Raw genomic sequence first — 16477 nt, 5'->3', positions numbered from 1 at the left:
ACAGCCACCGCAATGGAACGCGCCGCCGCCACCTACGTCGAGGAAACCCGCTTCGGCTTCTGGTTCCTGCAGAGCCACGTCTGGCAGCACCATGTGCTGCGCGTGGCGATCAACGACCTCAAGCGCCTGATCGATGCACCGCTGCCGCAGGCGCCGGTGCTGCTCGACGCCGGTTGCGGCCAGGGCCGCTCGTTTCGCCTGTTGCAGGAAGCCTTCGCCCCCGCGCGGCTGATCGGCCTGGATGCCGACCCGCACAGCCTCGACTGCTCGCGCGCCGAGGCCGAGCAACTGGGTCTCGACGTGCAGCTGATCGCCAGCGATTGCGCCAGCATCCGGCTGCCCGACGCGTCCGTCGACATCCTGTTCTGCCACCAGACCTTCCACCATCTGGTCGAGCAGGAGCGCGCCCTGGCCGAGTTCTGGCGCGTGCTGAAACCGGGCGGCCTGCTGCTGTTCGCCGAGTCGACCAAGTTCTACATCGACACCTGGGTGATCCGCTGGCTGTTCCGCCACCCGATGCACGTGCAGAAGAGTGCCGAGGAATATCTGGGCATGCTGCGCACGCAGGGCTTCCAGTTCGAGGAGCGCAACGTCTCCTACCCCTACCTGTGGTGGAGCCGCTCCAGAGACTTCGGCCTGCTCGAACGCTGGGGCATCATGAAGGCCAAGCCGTTCGGCCAGCGCGATGAAACCCTGGTCAATGTGGTGGCGCGCAAGCCGTGCTGAGCCGTGTCCTGCTGCTTGCCCTGACCCTGCTGCTCGGCGCCTGCGCCGGGCACACACCCGTACCGGCGAGCAGCCCCGAACTGACCGCCGGGCTGCCCATCAGTCTGCAGATCGAACGCACGCAAAACACCGAGCAACGCGACTGGCTGCTGGTGATCCAGGCCGAAGGCCAAGCGCTGCGCTGGTCGTTGTTCGATCCGCTCGGCGTGCCGCTGGCGCGCCAGCTGCTGGAGCACGGCGAGTGGCGCAACGACGGCCTGCTGCCACCCAATGCCGAGGCCCGCGAGCTGTTCGCCGCCCTGTTGTTCTCCCTGACCGCCGATGACGCACTGGCGGCCTACCCCGAGGACAGCTGGCAGCGCGACGCCGATGGTCAGCGCCGGCTTAACCCGGACTGGCGAATCCGCTACCGTTCCGCACTGGACTTTACCCTCGCCGCACCGCAGCTCAGCTATCGGGTGCGCGCGCTGAACCAAGAAGAAGGCAACTGATGCCCCGCTCTACACAGCCGAGTTATTTGAATGCCCTCGGCCTGCTCTGCGCCCTGGGCGAAGGCAAGCAGACGGTGGCCGACGCGCTGCTGGCCGGCGATGCCTCCGGCATGCGCGCCGAGGACGGCTGGGTCAGCGACCGCCGCCTCACCGTCGGCGCCGTGCGCGCGGCACTGCCGGCCATGCCGGCCGGTTTCGAAGCCGCCCACAGCCGCAACAACCAGCTGCTGCTGGCCGCGGCCTTGCAGATCGAACCCGAGCTGCGCGCCGCCATCACTCGTTACGGCGCAACCCGCGTCGGCCTGGTGCTGGGCACCAGCACCTCGGGCATCCGCGAGGCCAGTGACGGCATTGCGCGCTTCCTCAAGGAGGGCGAGCTGCCCGCCGACTACGACTACGCCCAGCAGGAGATGGCCGCACCGGCCACCTTCCTCGCCGACTGGCTGGGCCTGGCCGGCCCGGTGTACTGCCAGTCCACCGCTTGCACCTCCAGCGCCCGCGCCCTGCTCAGCGCCCATCGCCTGCTGCAGCAGGGTCTGTGCGACGCGGTGATCTGCGGCGGCGTGGACAGCCTGTGCCGCCTGACCCTGAACGGCTTCTCGGCCCTCGAAGCGGTGTCCGCCGAGCCGTGCAATCCGTTCTCGGTGAACCGCCACGGCATCAATATCGGCGAAGGTGCGGCGCTGTTCCTCATGACCCGCGAGAGCAGCCCGATCGCCTTCCTCGGCGGTGGCGCCAGCTCCGACGCGCACCACATTTCCGCACCGCACCCGCAAGGCCTCGGCGCCCGCGCGGCGATGGACAAGGCCCTGGCCAGCGCCGGCCTGGCGGCCAGCGACATCGACTACCTCAACCTGCACGGCACCGCCACCACGCATAACGACGCCATGGAAAGCCATGCCGTGCACGGGCTGTTCCCGGCCACGCTGCCCTGTTCCTCGACCAAGCCGCTGACCGGCCACACCCTGGGCGCCGCCGGCGCGCTGGAAGCGGCCTTCTGCTGGCTCGCCCTGAGCGAGTACAACCGCGACGGCCTGCTGCCGCCGCATCGCTGGGACGGCCAGGCCGACCCGGCGCTGGCGCCGCTGCGCCTGGTCGGCGCTGGTGATCGCCTGCAGAGAACGGCGGGCCGCCGGCTGATGAGCAACTCCTTCGCCTTCGGCGGCAACAACGTCGCGCTGATCCTGGGTGATGCGCCATGAGCCAGTGGCCGATCGCCGAGCTGATCCCGCATGCCGCCGACATGATCCTGATCGACGAAGTCGTCAGTTTCGGCGCCGAAGACATCGAAACCCGCCTGACCGTGCGCAGCGGCGGCCTGTTCAACCAGCAGGACGGCAGCCTGCCGGCCTGGGTCGGCATCGAGCTGATGGCGCAGAGCATCGCCGCCTACGCCGGCTGCCAGGCGCGCCAGGCCGGCCTGCCGGTGGAGCTGGGCTTCCTCCTCGGCACGCGCAGGTTCGAGTGCAACGTCGAGCGTTTCCCGGCCGGAGCCGAGCTGCGTATCAGGGCCCTGCGCTCGCTGCAGGACGACAACGGCATGGGCGTATTCGAGTGCCACCTGGATGGCCCGGACATCCATGCCGAGGCACGCCTCAACGTATTCCGCCCGCCCGAGGTGGCGAGGTATCTACAAGAACAGCAAGAGCAAACGCAATGACTGAAACCATCCTGGTCACCGGCTCCAGCCGCGGCATCGGTCGCGCCATCGCCCTGCGCCTGGCGCGCTCCGGTTACGACATCGTCCTGCACTGCCGCTCGCGCCGCGACGAGGCCGAGTCCGTGCAGGCGCAGATCGCCGAGCTGGGCCAGCAGGCGCGCATCCTGCAGTTCGACGTCTCCGACCGCGCCGCCTGCCGCGTGGCGCTGGAGGCCGATGTCGAGCAGCACGGCGCCTACTACGGCGTAGTGTGCAACGCCGGGCTGACCCGCGACGGCGCCTTCCCAGCGCTCTCCGACGACGACTGGGACCAGGTGCTGCGCACCAACCTGGACGGTTTCTACAACGTGCTGCACCCGCTGACCATGCCGATGATCCGTCGCCGCCAGGCCGGACGCATCGTCTGCATCACCTCGGTCTCCGGGCTGATCGGCAACCGCGGCCAGGTCAACTACAGCGCCTCCAAGGCCGGCGTGATCGGCGCCGCCAAGGCCCTGGCCATCGAGCTGGGCAAGCGCAAGATCACGGTCAACTGCGTGGCACCGGGGCTGATCGACACCGAGATCCTCGACGAGCAGGTGCCGGTGGAGGAGATCCTCAAGATGGTTCCGGCCGCGCGCATGGGCACCCCGGAAGAAGTGGCCGGCGCGGTGAATTTCCTGATGTCCGAGGAGGCGGCGTACATTACCCGTCAGGTCCTCGCGGTGAACGGTGGTCTGTGCTGATGAAACGTGTCGTCGTCACCGGTATGGCCGGTATCACCTCGCTGGGTAGCGACTGGCCGACCATCTCGGCCAACTTCAAGGCCGGCAAGAGCGGCATCCGCCGCATGGATGAATGGGACCGCTTCAGCGAGCTGAACACCCGCCTGGGCGGCCCGGTGGACGACTTCGTCCAGCCCAAGCACTGGACGCGCAAGCAGACCCGCAGCATGGGCCGGGTGTCCAAGCTGGCGGTGTACGCCGCCGAACGCGCCCTAGAGCAGGCCGGCCTGCTCGGCGACGAGCGCATCCAGGACGGCCGTATGGGCGTGGCCTGCGGCTCGTCCACCGGCAGCACCGACGAGATCAAGGCGTTCGGCAACATGCTGCTCAATTCCGTCGCCGACGGCCTTAACGCCAACTCCTATATCCGCATGATGCCGCACACCACGGCGGCCAATATCAGCATCTTCTTCGGCCTCAAGGGCCGCCTGATCCCCACCTCCAGCGCCTGCACCAGCGGCAGCCAGGGCATCGGCTACGCCTACGAGGCGATCAAGTACGGGCGCCTGAAGATGATGCTGGCCGGCGGCGCCGAGGAGCTGTGCCCGACCGAGGCGATGGTGTTCGACGCGCTCTACGCCACCAGCCTGAAGAACGATACCCCGCACCTGTCGCCACGCCCCTACGACGCCGGCCGCGACGGCCTGGTGATCGGCGAGGGCGCCGGCATCCTGGTGCTGGAGGAGCTGGAGCATGCGCTGGCGCGTGGTGCGACCATCCACGCCGAGATCGTCGGCTTCGGCTGCAACTCCGACGGCATCCACGCCACCAAGCCGGAGCAGGCGACCATGCGCGGCGCCATGGAGCTGGCCCTGGAAGATGCCGGCCTGGAACCCGCGGCCATCGGCTACGTCAACGGCCACGGCACCGCCACCGCCCAGGGCGACGTGGCCGAGAGCCTGGCCACCAGCAGCCTGTTCGGCCCGCGCATGCCAATCAGCTCGCAGAAGAGCTTCCTCGGCCACACCCTGGGTGCCTGCGGTGCGCTGGAGTCCTGGTTCAGCATCGAGATGATGAACTCCGACAGCTACGTCTACACCCTCAACCTGGATAACGTCGATCCGGAATGCGGCGAGCTGGACTATCTGCGCGGCGAGTTCCGCCAGATGAGCCATCAGTACGTGATGAACAACAATTTCGCCTTCGGCGGGGTGAACACCTCGCTGATCTTCAAGCGCTGGAACGGAAACCGCGCATGACCCGCCTTATCAAGACACTGCTCATCGCCCTGGCCCTGTTCGGCCTGGCAGCCTGTACCTCCAAACCGCTGCTGCAGCCGCAGGTGGCACTGCCGCCAGACCGCGAATTCAGTCAGGTCGAGATGCAACAGGCGATAGTCGCCGCGCTGGAGGCCCGCCACTGGCGGGTCGGCCGCATCGACACGGGCCGGATTAACGCCGCGATCAGCGTGCGCAAGCGCCATCACGCTGCGATCGTCGTCGAATATACACCGTTCGACTTCGCCATCCGTTATCGCAACAGCCAGGGGCTGGAGTACGAGGACGGCGAGATCCATCGCAACTACAATCGCTGGGTCAACAGCCTGCGCGCCGAGATTCTGCACCAGCTGAAGCTCCCGAAAACCCTGTGAGTCAACCATCGTCAAGGAGACGACCATGCAACTGAAAAACTGGACCCTGGCCGCCCTGCTCTTCGCGCTCATCCCGGGCATCAGCCAGGCACGCGACACCACTCACTTCCTGCCGTTCGAGCAGGCCCTGCAGGAAGCGCTGAACGCCGGCCGCCTGGACGGCAGCGTGAAGTTCTACCTGGCGGGCAACAAGCCGGCCGGCAACGTCAGCGTGGTCAAGTCGGGCGTGACCACCAGCCAGAAGACCAACGCCTTCAACAAGAGCGACGAAGGCGCCTGCTCCTGGGCCCTGCAATCGGCGCTGATCCGCATGCAGAACGCCGCCAAGGCCGCCGGCGCCAATGCCGTGGTCAACATCGTCAGCAACTACAAGAACGTGGTCTATTCCGACGCGCAGAAGTACGAGTGCCACGCCGGCGCCATCATGGCCGGCGTCGCCCTGAAGGCCGACCTGGCCAACGTCAAGTAACAGGCAATCCCCCTGCCGGCCGCGGCAGCGTGGCCGGCTTCTCCCTTCCGGGCGCATCCGCAGTTCTAAAGTGCGGCCCTTGCGAGGATCACCGCATGTTGCTGCGCCTGTGCCTGCTGTTGCCGCTGATCGCGCTGTCCAGCGCCTGCACCACCATCCGCGTCGAGCCGCTGAAGACGCCGCTCGCCTCGTTGTGCATCGAAGAGAACCCCGAGGTACAGGTGGACGACTTCCTCGGCACCCTGCAGCGCGGCTTCGCCCGCCACGGCATCGACACCCGCCTGTACAAGCAGATCCCCGCCCGCGGCTGCCCGCAGGTACTGAGCTACACGGCGCGGCGCTCATGGTCGGTGGTCACCTACCTGTCCCTGGCCGAACTGCGCATCCGCAATGAGGAAGGGCGCCAGCTGGCCAGCGCCTACTACCGCTTCCGCGGACGAGGCCTGCTGGCGGTGAAGAAGTGGCAGAGCACCGAGACCAAGATGACACCGGTGATCGACCGGTTGCTGGCCGGCAACGCGCCCAGATGAGACGCGACGCCCCATAGAAAGAATAAGGGCCGCAGCTGCGGCCCTTGTCGTTATTGCTGATGGTATTGTGCAGACAGCTCGTGCACCGCCTCGAAGAAGGCCTTGGCGTGCTCCGGCGGCACCTCCGGGGTGATGCCGTGGCCGAGGTTGAAAACGTGCCCCGAACCCGAGCCATAGGCGGCGAGGATGCGCGCCACCTCGGCGCGGATGGCCGCCGGCTTGGCATGTAGCACGGCCGGATCCATGTTGCCCTGCAGGGCGACTTTATCGCCCACACGCTGGCGCGCACTGCCGATGTCGCAGGTCCAGTCCAGGCCCAGGGCCTCGGCGCCGGTCTCGGCCATGGATTCCAGCCACAGGCCGCCGCCCTTGGTGAACAGGATCACCGGCACGCGGCGACCGTCGTGTTCGCGGATCAGGCCGTCGATGATCTGCTGCATGTAGCGCAGGGAGAACTCCTGGTAGGCCGCCGAGGACAGCGCGCCGCCCCAGGAATCGAAGATCTGCACCGCCTGGGCGCCGGCGCGGATCTGGCCGTTGAGGTAGACGGTGATCGAGCGGGCCAGCTTGTCGAGCAGCGCGTGCATGGCCTGCGGGTTGTCGTAGAGCATCGCCTTGGACTTGCGGAAGTCGCGGCTGGAGCCGCCCTCGACCATGTAGGTGGCCAGGGTCCAGGGGCTGCCGGTGAAGCCGATCAGCGGCACGCGGCCATTCAGCTCGCGGCGGATGGTGCGCACGGCGTCCATCACGTAGCCCAGGTCCTGCTCGGCGTCGGGAATCGGCAGGGCCTCGATATCCGCCATGCTCGACACCACCCTCTTGAAGCGCGGGCCCTCGCCGGTCTCGAAATACAGGCCCTGGCCCATGGCATCGGGGATGGTGAGGATGTCGGAGAAGAGGATCGCGGCGTCGATCTGCGGGTAGCGATCCAGCGGCTGCAGGGTGACCTCGCAGGCCAGCTCCGGGTTCTTCATCAGGCTGACGAAATCACCGGCGCGGGCTCTGGTGGCGCGGTACTCCGGCAGGTAACGACCGGCCTGGCGCATCATCCACACGGGCGTGACGTCGACGGGTTGCTTGAGCAGGGCGCGCAGGAAACGGTCGTTCTTCAGGGCGGACATCGGCAGGGTTCCTGGAAAATCGGCAGGGAGCGTTGCGGCGGGAGTATGCGATGGCCGCTCGGCGGCGGCCCCCTTCCTCCGGGCGGGCTCCCGGATCGCAGGGGCCCGCGCGCCTTGGCGCAGAAAAAGTGCGGGCATTTTCGCAGACCCCAAAACAAAAGGCACGGCGAGGGCCGTGCCTTTTGTCTATCGCGACGATATGCCGCGACGCGGATCGTCAGACCTGCAGGTAGTCCAGGATACCTTCGGCGGCGTTTCTGCCCTCGAAGATCGCCGTCACCACCAGGTCGGAACCGCGGACCATGTCGCCACCGGCGAAGATCTTCGGGTTGCTGGTCTGGTGCTTGAACTGGCCCTTCTCCGGCGCCACCACACGGCCCTGGCTGTCGGTGTCGATCTTGAAGTCGCTGAACCAGGCGGCCGGGCTCGGGCGGAAGCCGAAGGCGATCAGCACGGCCTCGGCCGGGATGATCTCCTCGGAGCCTGGGATCGGCTCGGGGCTGCGACGGCCACGGGCGTCCGGCTCGCCGAGACGGGTCTCGACCACCTTGACGCCTTCCACCCTGTCCTCGCCGACGATGGCGATGGGCTGGCGGTTGAAGAGGAACTTCACGCCCTCTTCCTTGGCGTTCTTCACTTCCTTGCGCGAGCCCGGCATGTTCTCTTCGTCACGGCGGTAGGCGCAGGTCACGGCCTTGGCGCCCTGGCGGATGGAGGTGCGGTTGCAGTCCATCGCGGTGTCGCCGCCGCCGAGCACGACCACGCGCTTGCCCTTCATGTCGATGAAGTCCTCGGGGGACTTCTCGAAGCCGAGGTTGCGGTTGACGTTGGCGATCAGGAAGTCCAGCGCATCGGTCACGCCCGGCAGGTCTTCGCCCGGGAAACCACCCTTCATGTAGGTGTAGGTGCCCATGCCCATGAACACGGCGTCGTACTCATCCAGCAGCTGCTGCATGGTCACGTCCTTGCCGATCTCGGTGTTCAGGCGGAACTCAATGCCCATGCCGGTGAAGACTTCGCGGCGACGGCTCATCACGGTCTTTTCCAGCTTGAACTCGGGGATGCCGAAGGTCAGCAGGCCGCCGATTTCCGGGTTCTTGTCGAACACCACCGGGGTCACGCCGTTGCGCACCAGCACGTCGGCGCAGCCCAGGCCGGCCGGGCCGGCACCGATCACCGCAACGCGCTTGCCGGTCGGCTTGACCTTGGACATGTCCGGGCGCCAGCCCATGGCGAAGGCGGTGTCGGTGATGTACTTCTCCACCGAACCGATGGTCACCGCGCCGAAGCCGTCGTTGAGGGTACAGGCACCCTCGCACAGACGATCCTGCGGGCACACGCGGCCGCAGACTTCCGGCAGGGTGTTGGTCTGGTGGCTCAGTTCGGCGGCGGCCAGGATATTGCCTTCCGAGACCAGCTTGAGCCAGTTCGGAATGAAGTTGTGCACCGGGCACTTCCACTCGCAATAGGGGTTGCCGCAGCCCAGGCAACGGTGTGCCTGGTCGGCGGCCTGGGCCGGTTTGAAGGATTCGTAGATTTCCACGAACTCCTTCTTGCGCTGGCGCAGGAGCTTCTTCTTCGGATCCTTGCGCCCGACCTCGATGAACTGGAAGTCGTTGTTCAGACGTTCAGTCATTTCAAAACCTCATCAAACCACTTCAGGCGCGTTATTGCGGATTGGCACGGGTGCTGGAGAGCAGCGAGCCGAGGCTGGCGGCCTTCGGCTTGACCAGCCAGAACTTGCGCAGGTAATCCTCCAGGTTCTCCAGCAGATGCGTACCCCAGGGGCTGGCAGTCTCGGCCACGTACTCGGCGAGCACGCCGCGCAGATGGCTACGGTAGGCCTCCATGGCCTCGTTGCTGATGCGCTGGATTTCCACCAGTTCATGGTTGACGCGGTCGACGAAGCTGTTATCCAGGTCGAGCACGTAGGCGAAGCCGCCGGTCATGCCCGAGCCGAAGTTCACCCCGGTCTTGCCCAGTACGCAGACGAAGCCGCCGGTCATGTACTCGCAGCAGTGGTCGCCGGTGCCTTCCACCACGGCGTGGGCGCCGGAGTTGCGCACGGCGAAGCGCTCGCCGGCGGTACCGGCGGCGAACAGGCGGCCACCGGTGGCACCGTACAGGCAGGTGTTGCCGATGATGGCCGACTCCTGAGTCTTGAACGGGCTGCCGGCCGGCGGAACTATGACCAGCTTGCCGCCGGTCATGCCCTTGCCGACGTAGTCGTTGGCATCGCCTTCCAGGCGCAGGTGCAGGCCGCCGGCGTTCCACACGCCGAAGCTCTGGCCCGCGGTGCCCTTGAAGCGGAAGGTGATCGGCGCGTCCTTCATGCCCTGGTTGCCGTGCAGCTTGGCGATCTCGCCGGACACCCGCGCACCGATGGAGCGGTCGCAGTTGCAGATGTCCAGGGCGAACTCGCCGCCGGTCTTGCCGGCGATGGCGGCCTGGGCCAGTTCGACCATCTTCTCGGCCAGCAGGCCCTGGTCGAACGGCGGGTTCTTCTCGACTTCGCAGAACTGCGGCTTGTCGGCCGGGATGTGCTCGCTGCCGAGCAGCGGGGTCAGGTCCAGGTTGCCCTGCTTGGCGGTCTCGCCCGGCAGCACCTCGAGCAGGTCGGTACGCCCGATCAGCTCGCCCAGGCTGCGCACGCCCAGCTTGGCCAGCCACTCGCGGGTGTCCTCGGCGACGTAGGTGAAGTAGTTCATCACCATCTCGACGGTGCCGATGAAGTGGTCCTTGCGCAGCTTGTCGTTCTGCGTCGCCACGCCGGTGGCGCAGTTGTTCAGGTGGCAGATGCGCAGGTACTTGCAGCCCAGGGCAACCATCGGACCGGTGCCGAAGCCGAAGCTCTCGGCGCCGAGGATGGCGGCCTTGATCACATCGAGGCCGGTCTTCAGACCGCCGTCGGTCTGCACCCGCACCTTGCCGCGCAGGTCGTTGCCGCGCAGGGTCTGGTGCGCCTCGGCGAGGCCCAGTTCCCAGGGGCTGCCGGCGTACTTGATCGAGGTGATCGGCGAGGCGCCGGTGCCACCGTCGTAGCCGGAGATGGTGATCAGGTCGGCATAGGCCTTGGCCACGCCGGCGGCGATGGTGCCGACGCCGGGCTCGGCCACCAGCTTGACCGACACCAGCGCGGCCGGGTTGACCTGCTTGAGGTCATAGATCAGCTGCGCCAGGTCCTCGATCGAGTAGATGTCGTGGTGCGGCGGCGGCGAGATCAGGGTCACGCCGGGCACGGCATAGCGCAGGCGGGCGATCAGGCCGTTGACCTTGCCGCCCGGCAGCTGGCCGCCCTCGCCGGGCTTGGCGCCCTGGGCCACCTTGATCTGCAGCACTTCGGCGTTGACCAGGTATTCCGGGGTGACGCCGAAGCGACCGGTGGCCACCTGCTTGATCTTCGAGCTGCGCACGGTGCCGTAGCGGGCCGGGTCTTCGCCGCCCTCGCCGGAGTTGGAGCGCGCTCCCAGGCGGTTCATCGCCTCGGCGATGGCCTCGTGGGCTTCCGGCGACAGGGCGCCGAGGGAGATGCCGGCGGAGTCGAAGCGCTTGAGCACCTCGTGCAGCGGCTCCACCTCGTCCAGCGGCAGCGGCTGCTCGGCCAGCTTGAGCTTGAGCAGGTCGCGGATCATCGACACCGGACGGTTATCCACCAGCGCCGCGTACTCCTGGTACTTCTCGTAGCTGCCCTGCTGCACGGCGGCCTGCAGGGTGTTGACCACGTCCGGGTTGTAGGCGTGGTACTCGCCGCCATAGACGAACTTGAGCAGGCCGCCATGCTGGATGGCCTTGCGGTTGTTCCACGCCTCATTGGCCAGCAGCTTCTGCTCGGCCTCGATGTCGACGAAGCGCGCGCCCTGGATGCGGCTGGCGACGCCACGGAAGCACAGCTCGGTGACCTCGTCGGACAGGCCGACGGCCTCGAACAGCTGGGCGCCACGGTAGGAGGCGATGGTGGAGATGCCCATCTTCGAGAGGATCTTCAGCAGCCCCTTGGAGATGCCCTTGCGGTAGTACTTGAACACCTCGTAGAGATCGCCCAGCACCTCGCCGGTGCGGATCAGGTCGCCCAGCACCTCGTAGGCCAGGAAGGGGTACACCGCGGAAGCACCGAAGCCCACCAGCACGGCGAAGTGGTGCGGGTCACGGGCGGTGGCGGTCTCGACCAGGATGTTGCAGTCGCAACGCAGGCCCTTCTCGGTCAGGCGGTGGTGCACGGCGCCGGTGGCCAGCGCGGCATGCGCCGGCAGCTTGCCCGGGGCGATGTGGCGGTCGGAGAGGACCAGCAGCACCTTGCCGGCGCGCACCGCTTCCTCGGCCTGGTCGGCGATGTTGCGCACCGCGGTTTCCAGACCGATGGCCGGGTCGTAGTTGAGGTCGATGACCTGGCGCTCGAAGCCCGGGGTGGTCAGGTTCATCAGCGCGCGCCACTTGGCCGGGGAGATCACCGGGCTGCTCAGCATGACGCGGCTGGCGTGGGCCGGGGACTCCTCGAAGATGTTGCGCTCGGCGCCCAGGCAGACTTCCAGGGACATCACGATGGACTCGCGCAGCGGGTCGATCGGCGGGTTGGTGACCTGGGCGAACTGCTGACGGAAGTAGTCGTAGGGCGAACGGATGCGCTGGCTCAGCACCGCCATCGGCGTATCGTCACCCATCGAGCCGACGGCCTCCTGGCCCTGCTCGCCGAGCGGACGCAGCACCTGGTCACGCTCCTCGAAGGTGACCTGGAACATCTTCATGTACTGCTTGAGCTGGTCGCTGTCATAGAACGGCGAGCCATGGTCGCGGTCTTCCAGGCTGGCCTGGATGCGCACGGCCCCCTGGCGCAGCCACTGCTTGTAGGGGTGGCGCGACTTCAGGCGGTTGTCGATGGCATCGGTGTCCAGCACCTGGCCGGTCTCGGTGTCCACCGCGAGGATCTGCCCCGGGCCGACCCGGCCCTTGGCGATCACGTCTTCCGGCTGGTAGTCCCACACGCCGATTTCCGACGCCAGGGTGATGTAGCCGTTCTTGGTGGTGACCCAGCGCGCCGGGCGCAGGCCGTTGCGGTCGAGCAGGCAGACGGCATGGCGGCCGTCGGTCAGCACCACGCCGGCGGGGCCGTCCCACGGCTCCATGTGCATGGAGTTGTACTCGTAGAACGCGCGCAGGTCGGCGTCCATGGTCTCCATGTTCTGCCAGGCCGGCGGGATGATCATGCGCACGCCGCGGAACAGGTCGATGCCACCGGTAACCATCAGTTCCAGCATGTTGTCCATGCTCGAGGAGTCGGAGCCGACGCGGTTGACCAGCGGACCGAGCTCTTCCAGGTCCGGGATCAAGTCGTTGGCGAACTTCAGGCGACGAGCTACGGCCCAGTTGCGGTTGCCGGTGATGGTGTTGATCTCGCCGTTATGGGCGAGGAAGCGGAACGGCTGCGCCAGCGGCCATTTCGGCAGGGTGTTGGTGGAGAAGCGCTGGTGGAACACGCAGATGGCGGTCTGCAGGCGCTCGTCGCCGAGGTCCGGATAGAACTGTTGCAGGTCCGCCGGCATCATCAGACCTTTGTAGATGATGGTCTTGTGCGAGAAGCTGCAGATGTAGTGGTCGGTGTCGGCGGCATTGGCCACCGAGGAGCGCCGACGGGCGCTGAACAGCTTGATGGCGAACTGCTGGTCATCCAGGCCTTCGCCGCCGACGAAGACCTGCTCGATGATCGGCAGGCGCTCAAGGGCCAGGCGACCGAGCACGCTGGTGTCGATCGGCACCTTGCGCCAGCCGACCAGTTGCAGGCCGGCGGCCTCGATCTCGCGGTTCATGTTGGCGCGGGCGGCCTCGGCCTTGGCCGGGTCCTGGTTGAAGAACACCATGCCCACGGCGTACTGCTGCGGCAGTTCGCTGCCGAAGGTTTCCCGGGCGATGGCGCGCAGGAACAGATCGGGCTTCTGGATCAGCAGACCACAACCGTCACCGGTCTTGCCGTCGGCGTTGATACCGCCGCGGTGGGTCATGCAGGTCAGGGCTTCAATGGCAGTCTTCAGCAAGTGATGGCTCGCCTCACCCTGCATGTGGGCGATCAAGCCGAAGCCGCAGTTATCCTTGAACTGATCAGGATGGTACAGACCTGCTTTCATAGACACTCTCACCAGGCTGCCTCATGGAGGCAAATTGCTTTCTAATTCATCGACCTAGCTGCCAGCCGCGCAGGGGAACGCCCCAGCTTGGCGCAGGCAAAGGGGGGTCATTTTACATAGCGACCCTGGCCCTCACAAATTTTTGTGACGGCCAAATGAAAACTTCTGTCGCTTGCACGAAAGGCGGCGACCGAAGGCCCGTGCTAGGACCTTACGGTCACCAAATGAAAGACGATTCACAGGCCCTCAGCGAGCCCGCACCGCCTCCTGCTGAATGCTGGCGAAGCTGCGCGGCCAGGGCTTGCCGGCCTGCACGCTGGCCGGCAGCGCCTTGATCGCCGCCTGGGCGGCAGCGCGGCTGGAGAACTGCCCATAGGTCACCACATAGAGCGGCTGCCCCTGGTGCACCTTCTTGAAGTAGCGATACTCGCCGCCATTCTTGCCGACGAAGGCCTTGGCACTGCTCTCGGAGCGAGTACCAAGAATCTGCAGGGCGTAATGGCTGGCCGGCCGGCTAGCGTACCAGTCGGCACCCGGCGCGGGGGCGGCACTGGCCACAGCGGGCGCAGGCTTGGCCACCGGCGCGGGCGTCGGCTTGGACACTGGCAGCGGCTTGACCTCCGGTTTGGGCGGGGCTGCCACCGGGGCAGGCACGGATACCGGTGCAACCGGCGCAGCAACCGGCTGAACCGGGGCCGCCGCCGGAGTACTGGCAATGGTAGGCACCACAGGGGCGGGGGCAGGTACCGCCACCGGCGCCGCCGGTGATACCTCTACCGCAGCCTCCTCACCCTCCTGCATGCCGGAGGCCTGGGCCAACGGCTCGCGGATCACCGGCTGCGCCTCCCCCACCAGCGGCAGCGGAAGCGGCTGGCTGGCGCCACTGAACTCGACCGAGGCTCCCTGCGGCGCAGGCTGGAGAGCCGGTGCTTCCGGGTTAGCGGGAACTGGAGCAGCTCCCTGTGGCACCATGGCGATCGGCGTTTCGCTCACCATGGGCGGAGTGCTCTCCGTACGTCCCTGCATCAGCCAGGCAGCACCGAGCGCCACGGCAACCACGGCGACCGCCAACAGATGCTTCTTCGGCAGGCCACTACCCGAAGCCGCACCGCCGGCGCTACGGCTCGCCAGCATTGCCTCGACCAGCACATCGCGGGCCGCCTGATTGATAGCGCCAGGCCATCCGCCGGAACTCAGATAGATATCAGCAACCTGATCATCGCTCAGCAGATCGATGCCCTGACCGGCACCGTCGAGGCGCTGCGCGAGGTACTCGCGGGTCTCATCCTCGCTGTATGGCAGCAACTCGATGGCATGGAAACGCTCCTCGCCGTCGGCCAGCTGCTCCAGCCGCGACAGGATGTCACTCTCGGCGAACAGGAAGACATGCGGGCGTCCATCGGCATTGCCTGCCGCCAGGCTGAACAGCGCCTCCAGCGCGGCATCGGCGAGCTGCTCGGCATCGTCGACCAGCAGATAGACCTCCTGACCGGTCAGCGCCAACTGGGCGACCTGGGCCAGGATGCTGCGCACATCCGTCTGCTGCATCCCGAGCCCCTGGGCCACCTGACGCAGCACGCCGGCGACATCGCCGGCTCCGCGCGCGGAAACCACCACGGAATGCACGGCCTGCTTGTTGGTACTGGCCACCAGCGCCTGGCGCAGCAGCGTCTTGCCGGCACCATGCGGCCCGGTCACTACCAGCAGCAACTGGCTGTAGCGCGCCAGGTGATGGAGCTGACCGAGCACCGGCTTGCGCTGGGCCGGGAAGAAGCGAAAACCCGGAACCCGCGCGGCAAAGGGATCGTGGCTGAACTGGTAGTGCGCGAGGAAGGCCTCGTCGGCGTGCAAACTGGTCATGTAGCTCTCTTATTGTCCAAGCTGGGCCACCAGCGCGCGATAATCGGCACGCAGGGTGGAATCCAGAACTTCCCGCGGGAAGTCATCGGTGATCACGGCCTCGCCGAGTCGGCGCAGCAGCACCAGGCGCAAGCGTCCGGCGAGGACCTTCTTGTCGACCGCCATGTGCTCGAGGAAATCCTGCGGGGTCATCTCGGCCGGGGGCACGACTGGCAGGCCGGCCCGCTGCAACAGACGGATGCCGCGATCACGCTCGGCTGCCGATATCCAGCCCAGGCGGGTCGACATTTCCAGGGCCATGACAGTGCCAGCGGCCACCGCCTCACCGTGCAGCCATACGCCGTACCCCATGTGGGTTTCGATGGCATGACCGAAGGTATGGCCGAGATTGAGGATGGCGCGCAGCCCCGACTCGCGCTCATCGGCCCCGACCACGCGCGCCTTGGCGGCACAGGATCGCTCGATCGCCTCGATCACCACGGCGGAGCGCAGGGCGCGCAACTCTTCGATGTGCTCTTCCAGCCAGGCGAGGAAGTCCGGATCACAGATCAGACCATACTTGATCACCTCCGCCAGCCCGGCCGACAACTCGCGCGACGGCAGACTGGCGAGCACGGAAGTGTCGATGACTACGGCGTTGGGCTGGTAGAACGCCCCCACCATGTTCTTGCCAAGCGGGTGATTGATACCGGTCTTGCCCCCTACGGAGGAATCGACCTGCGACAGCAGGGTGGTGGGTACCTGAATGAAGTCCACACCACGCTGGTAGCAGGCTGCTGCGAAGCCGGCCATATCGCCGACCACGCCGCCACCCAGCGCGATGATGGTGGTCTTGCGGTCATGACGGGCCTGCAACAATCCATCGAAAATCAGCTGCAGCGTTTCCCAGGTCTTGAAGCTCTCGCCATCCGGCAAGATGACAGTGGCCACCTGAAGCCCGTCCAGCGCCTGCTGTAACGAACCCAGGTACAGCGGGGCAACGGTTTCATTGGTAACAATGGCGACCTGCTGCCCCGCCAGATGCCGCCGGAACAGCTCGGCTTGGGTCAGCAGACCCAGGCCGATATAGATGGGATAGCTGCGCTCGCCGAGATCGACAGTGAGAGTCTGCATGAAGCCCCCGAATAGAAAGGGCATAGGATAGCGCAG

General features: G+C 66.7%; 14 protein-coding genes. 9 read left to right on the top strand and 5 right to left on the bottom strand.

Annotated features, from left to right (window positions below; translation table 11 throughout):
- Positions 1–12 precede the first annotated feature (12 nt).
- From DMO17_RS13525 to DMO17_RS13485, 9 genes are all read left to right on the top strand, one after another.
- Positions 13–726 (top strand): class I SAM-dependent methyltransferase, encoded by a 714-nt coding sequence (locus tag DMO17_RS13525; RefSeq protein WP_110683002.1) that lies wholly within the window; start codon positions 13–15, stop codon positions 724–726.
- Complete coding sequence (locus DMO17_RS13520) at positions 723–1217, top strand: hypothetical protein (protein WP_110683040.1); 495 nt, start codon at positions 723–725, stop codon at positions 1215–1217. The genes DMO17_RS13525 and DMO17_RS13520 overlap by 4 nt, the downstream gene beginning before the upstream one ends.
- Positions 1217–2419, top strand: coding sequence for a beta-ketoacyl-[acyl-carrier-protein] synthase family protein (locus DMO17_RS13515; RefSeq protein WP_110683001.1), 1203 nt, complete (start codon positions 1217–1219; stop codon positions 2417–2419). Before DMO17_RS13520 ends, DMO17_RS13515 begins: the two co-directional genes overlap by 1 nt.
- On the top strand, positions 2416–2877 hold the full coding sequence (locus DMO17_RS13510) for a hotdog family protein (RefSeq protein ID WP_110683000.1): 462 nt from the start codon (positions 2416–2418) through the stop codon (positions 2875–2877). The genes DMO17_RS13515 and DMO17_RS13510 overlap by 4 nt, the downstream gene beginning before the upstream one ends.
- Positions 2874–3602 (top strand): 3-oxoacyl-ACP reductase FabG, encoded by a 729-nt coding sequence (fabG, locus tag DMO17_RS13505; RefSeq protein WP_110682999.1) that lies wholly within the window; start codon positions 2874–2876, stop codon positions 3600–3602. The genes DMO17_RS13510 and fabG overlap by 4 nt, the downstream gene beginning before the upstream one ends.
- Positions 3602–4840: a beta-ketoacyl-ACP synthase gene (locus tag DMO17_RS13500; RefSeq protein ID WP_110682998.1), complete on the top strand. Its 1239-nt coding sequence runs from the start codon at positions 3602–3604 to the stop codon at positions 4838–4840. Before fabG ends, DMO17_RS13500 begins: the two co-directional genes overlap by 1 nt.
- Positions 4837–5232 carry a hypothetical protein gene (locus DMO17_RS13495; protein WP_110682997.1) on the top strand — a complete coding sequence of 132 codons (396 nt, stop codon included), beginning with the start codon at positions 4837–4839 and terminating at the stop codon, positions 5230–5232. Before DMO17_RS13500 ends, DMO17_RS13495 begins: the two co-directional genes overlap by 4 nt.
- 25 nt (positions 5233–5257) lie before the next feature.
- Positions 5258–5701, top strand: coding sequence for an excinuclease (locus DMO17_RS13490; RefSeq protein WP_110682996.1), 444 nt, complete (start codon positions 5258–5260; stop codon positions 5699–5701).
- Positions 5702–5796: 95 nt separating this feature from the next.
- Positions 5797–6231: an Sbal_3080 family lipoprotein gene (locus DMO17_RS13485; protein WP_110682995.1), complete on the top strand. Its 435-nt coding sequence runs from the start codon at positions 5797–5799 to the stop codon at positions 6229–6231.
- A 50-nt stretch (positions 6232–6281) separates the two neighbouring features.
- Here DMO17_RS13485 and hemE read toward each other — a convergent pair whose 3' ends face one another.
- From hemE to aroB, 5 genes are all read right to left on the bottom strand, one after another.
- Positions 6282–7352: a uroporphyrinogen decarboxylase gene (gene hemE, locus DMO17_RS13480; protein ID WP_110682994.1), complete on the bottom strand. Its 1071-nt coding sequence runs from the start codon at positions 7350–7352 to the stop codon at positions 6282–6284.
- Positions 7353–7569: 217 nt separating this feature from the next.
- A complete protein-coding gene (locus DMO17_RS13475; RefSeq protein WP_110682993.1) occupies positions 7570–8988 on the bottom strand; it encodes an FAD-dependent oxidoreductase in 1419 nt (472 codons plus the stop codon).
- Positions 8989–9019: 31 nt separating this feature from the next.
- Positions 9020–13468, bottom strand: coding sequence for a glutamate synthase large subunit (gene gltB, locus DMO17_RS13470; protein ID WP_110682992.1), 4449 nt, complete (start codon positions 13466–13468; stop codon positions 9020–9022).
- A 246-nt stretch (positions 13469–13714) separates the two neighbouring features.
- Positions 13715–15328, bottom strand: a complete 1614-nt coding sequence (locus DMO17_RS13465; protein WP_110682991.1) for an AAA family ATPase — start codon at positions 15326–15328, stop codon at positions 13715–13717.
- A gap of 9 nt (positions 15329–15337) precedes the next feature.
- Positions 15338–16441 (bottom strand): 3-dehydroquinate synthase, encoded by a 1104-nt coding sequence (gene aroB / locus DMO17_RS13460; RefSeq protein ID WP_110683039.1) that lies wholly within the window; start codon positions 16439–16441, stop codon positions 15338–15340.
- Positions 16442–16477: the final 36 nt, after the last annotated feature.

Source organism: Aquipseudomonas alcaligenes, assembly GCF_003205495.1.
Lineage (GTDB): Bacteria > Pseudomonadota > Gammaproteobacteria > Pseudomonadales > Pseudomonadaceae > Aquipseudomonas > Aquipseudomonas alcaligenes_B.
Note: the sequence above shows the minus strand (reverse complement) of the source record. Positions and strands in the feature narration are given on the sequence as shown.

Excerpts from the sequence above, each read along its gene's own strand:
- DMO17_RS13525 (WP_110683002.1), top strand. The coding sequence starts at position 13 with ATGGAACGCGCCGCCGCCACCTACGTCGAGGAAACCCGCTTCGGCTTC.
- DMO17_RS13515 (WP_110683001.1), top strand. The coding sequence starts at position 1,217 with ATGCCCCGCTCTACACAGCCGAGTTATTTGAATGCCCTCGGCCTGCTC.
- DMO17_RS13510 (WP_110683000.1), top strand. The coding sequence starts at position 2,416 with ATGAGCCAGTGGCCGATCGCCGAGCTGATCCCGCATGCCGCCGACATG.
- fabG (WP_110682999.1), top strand. The coding sequence starts at position 2,874 with ATGACTGAAACCATCCTGGTCACCGGCTCCAGCCGCGGCATCGGTCGC.
- DMO17_RS13500 (WP_110682998.1), top strand. The coding sequence starts at position 3,602 with ATGAAACGTGTCGTCGTCACCGGTATGGCCGGTATCACCTCGCTGGGT.
- DMO17_RS13495 (WP_110682997.1), top strand. The coding sequence starts at position 4,837 with ATGACCCGCCTTATCAAGACACTGCTCATCGCCCTGGCCCTGTTCGGC.
- DMO17_RS13490 (WP_110682996.1), top strand. The coding sequence starts at position 5,258 with ATGCAACTGAAAAACTGGACCCTGGCCGCCCTGCTCTTCGCGCTCATC.
- DMO17_RS13485 (WP_110682995.1), top strand. The coding sequence starts at position 5,797 with ATGTTGCTGCGCCTGTGCCTGCTGTTGCCGCTGATCGCGCTGTCCAGC.
- hemE (WP_110682994.1), bottom strand. The coding sequence starts at position 7,352 with ATGTCCGCCCTGAAGAACGACCGTTTCCTGCGCGCCCTGCTCAAGCAA.
- DMO17_RS13475 (WP_110682993.1), bottom strand. The coding sequence starts at position 8,988 with ATGACTGAACGTCTGAACAACGACTTCCAGTTCATCGAGGTCGGGCGC.
- gltB (WP_110682992.1), bottom strand. The coding sequence starts at position 13,468 with ATGAAAGCAGGTCTGTACCATCCTGATCAGTTCAAGGATAACTGCGGC.
- DMO17_RS13465 (WP_110682991.1), bottom strand. The coding sequence starts at position 15,328 with ATGACCAGTTTGCACGCCGACGAGGCCTTCCTCGCGCACTACCAGTTC.
- aroB (WP_110683039.1), bottom strand. The coding sequence starts at position 16,441 with ATGCAGACTCTCACTGTCGATCTCGGCGAGCGCAGCTATCCCATCTAT.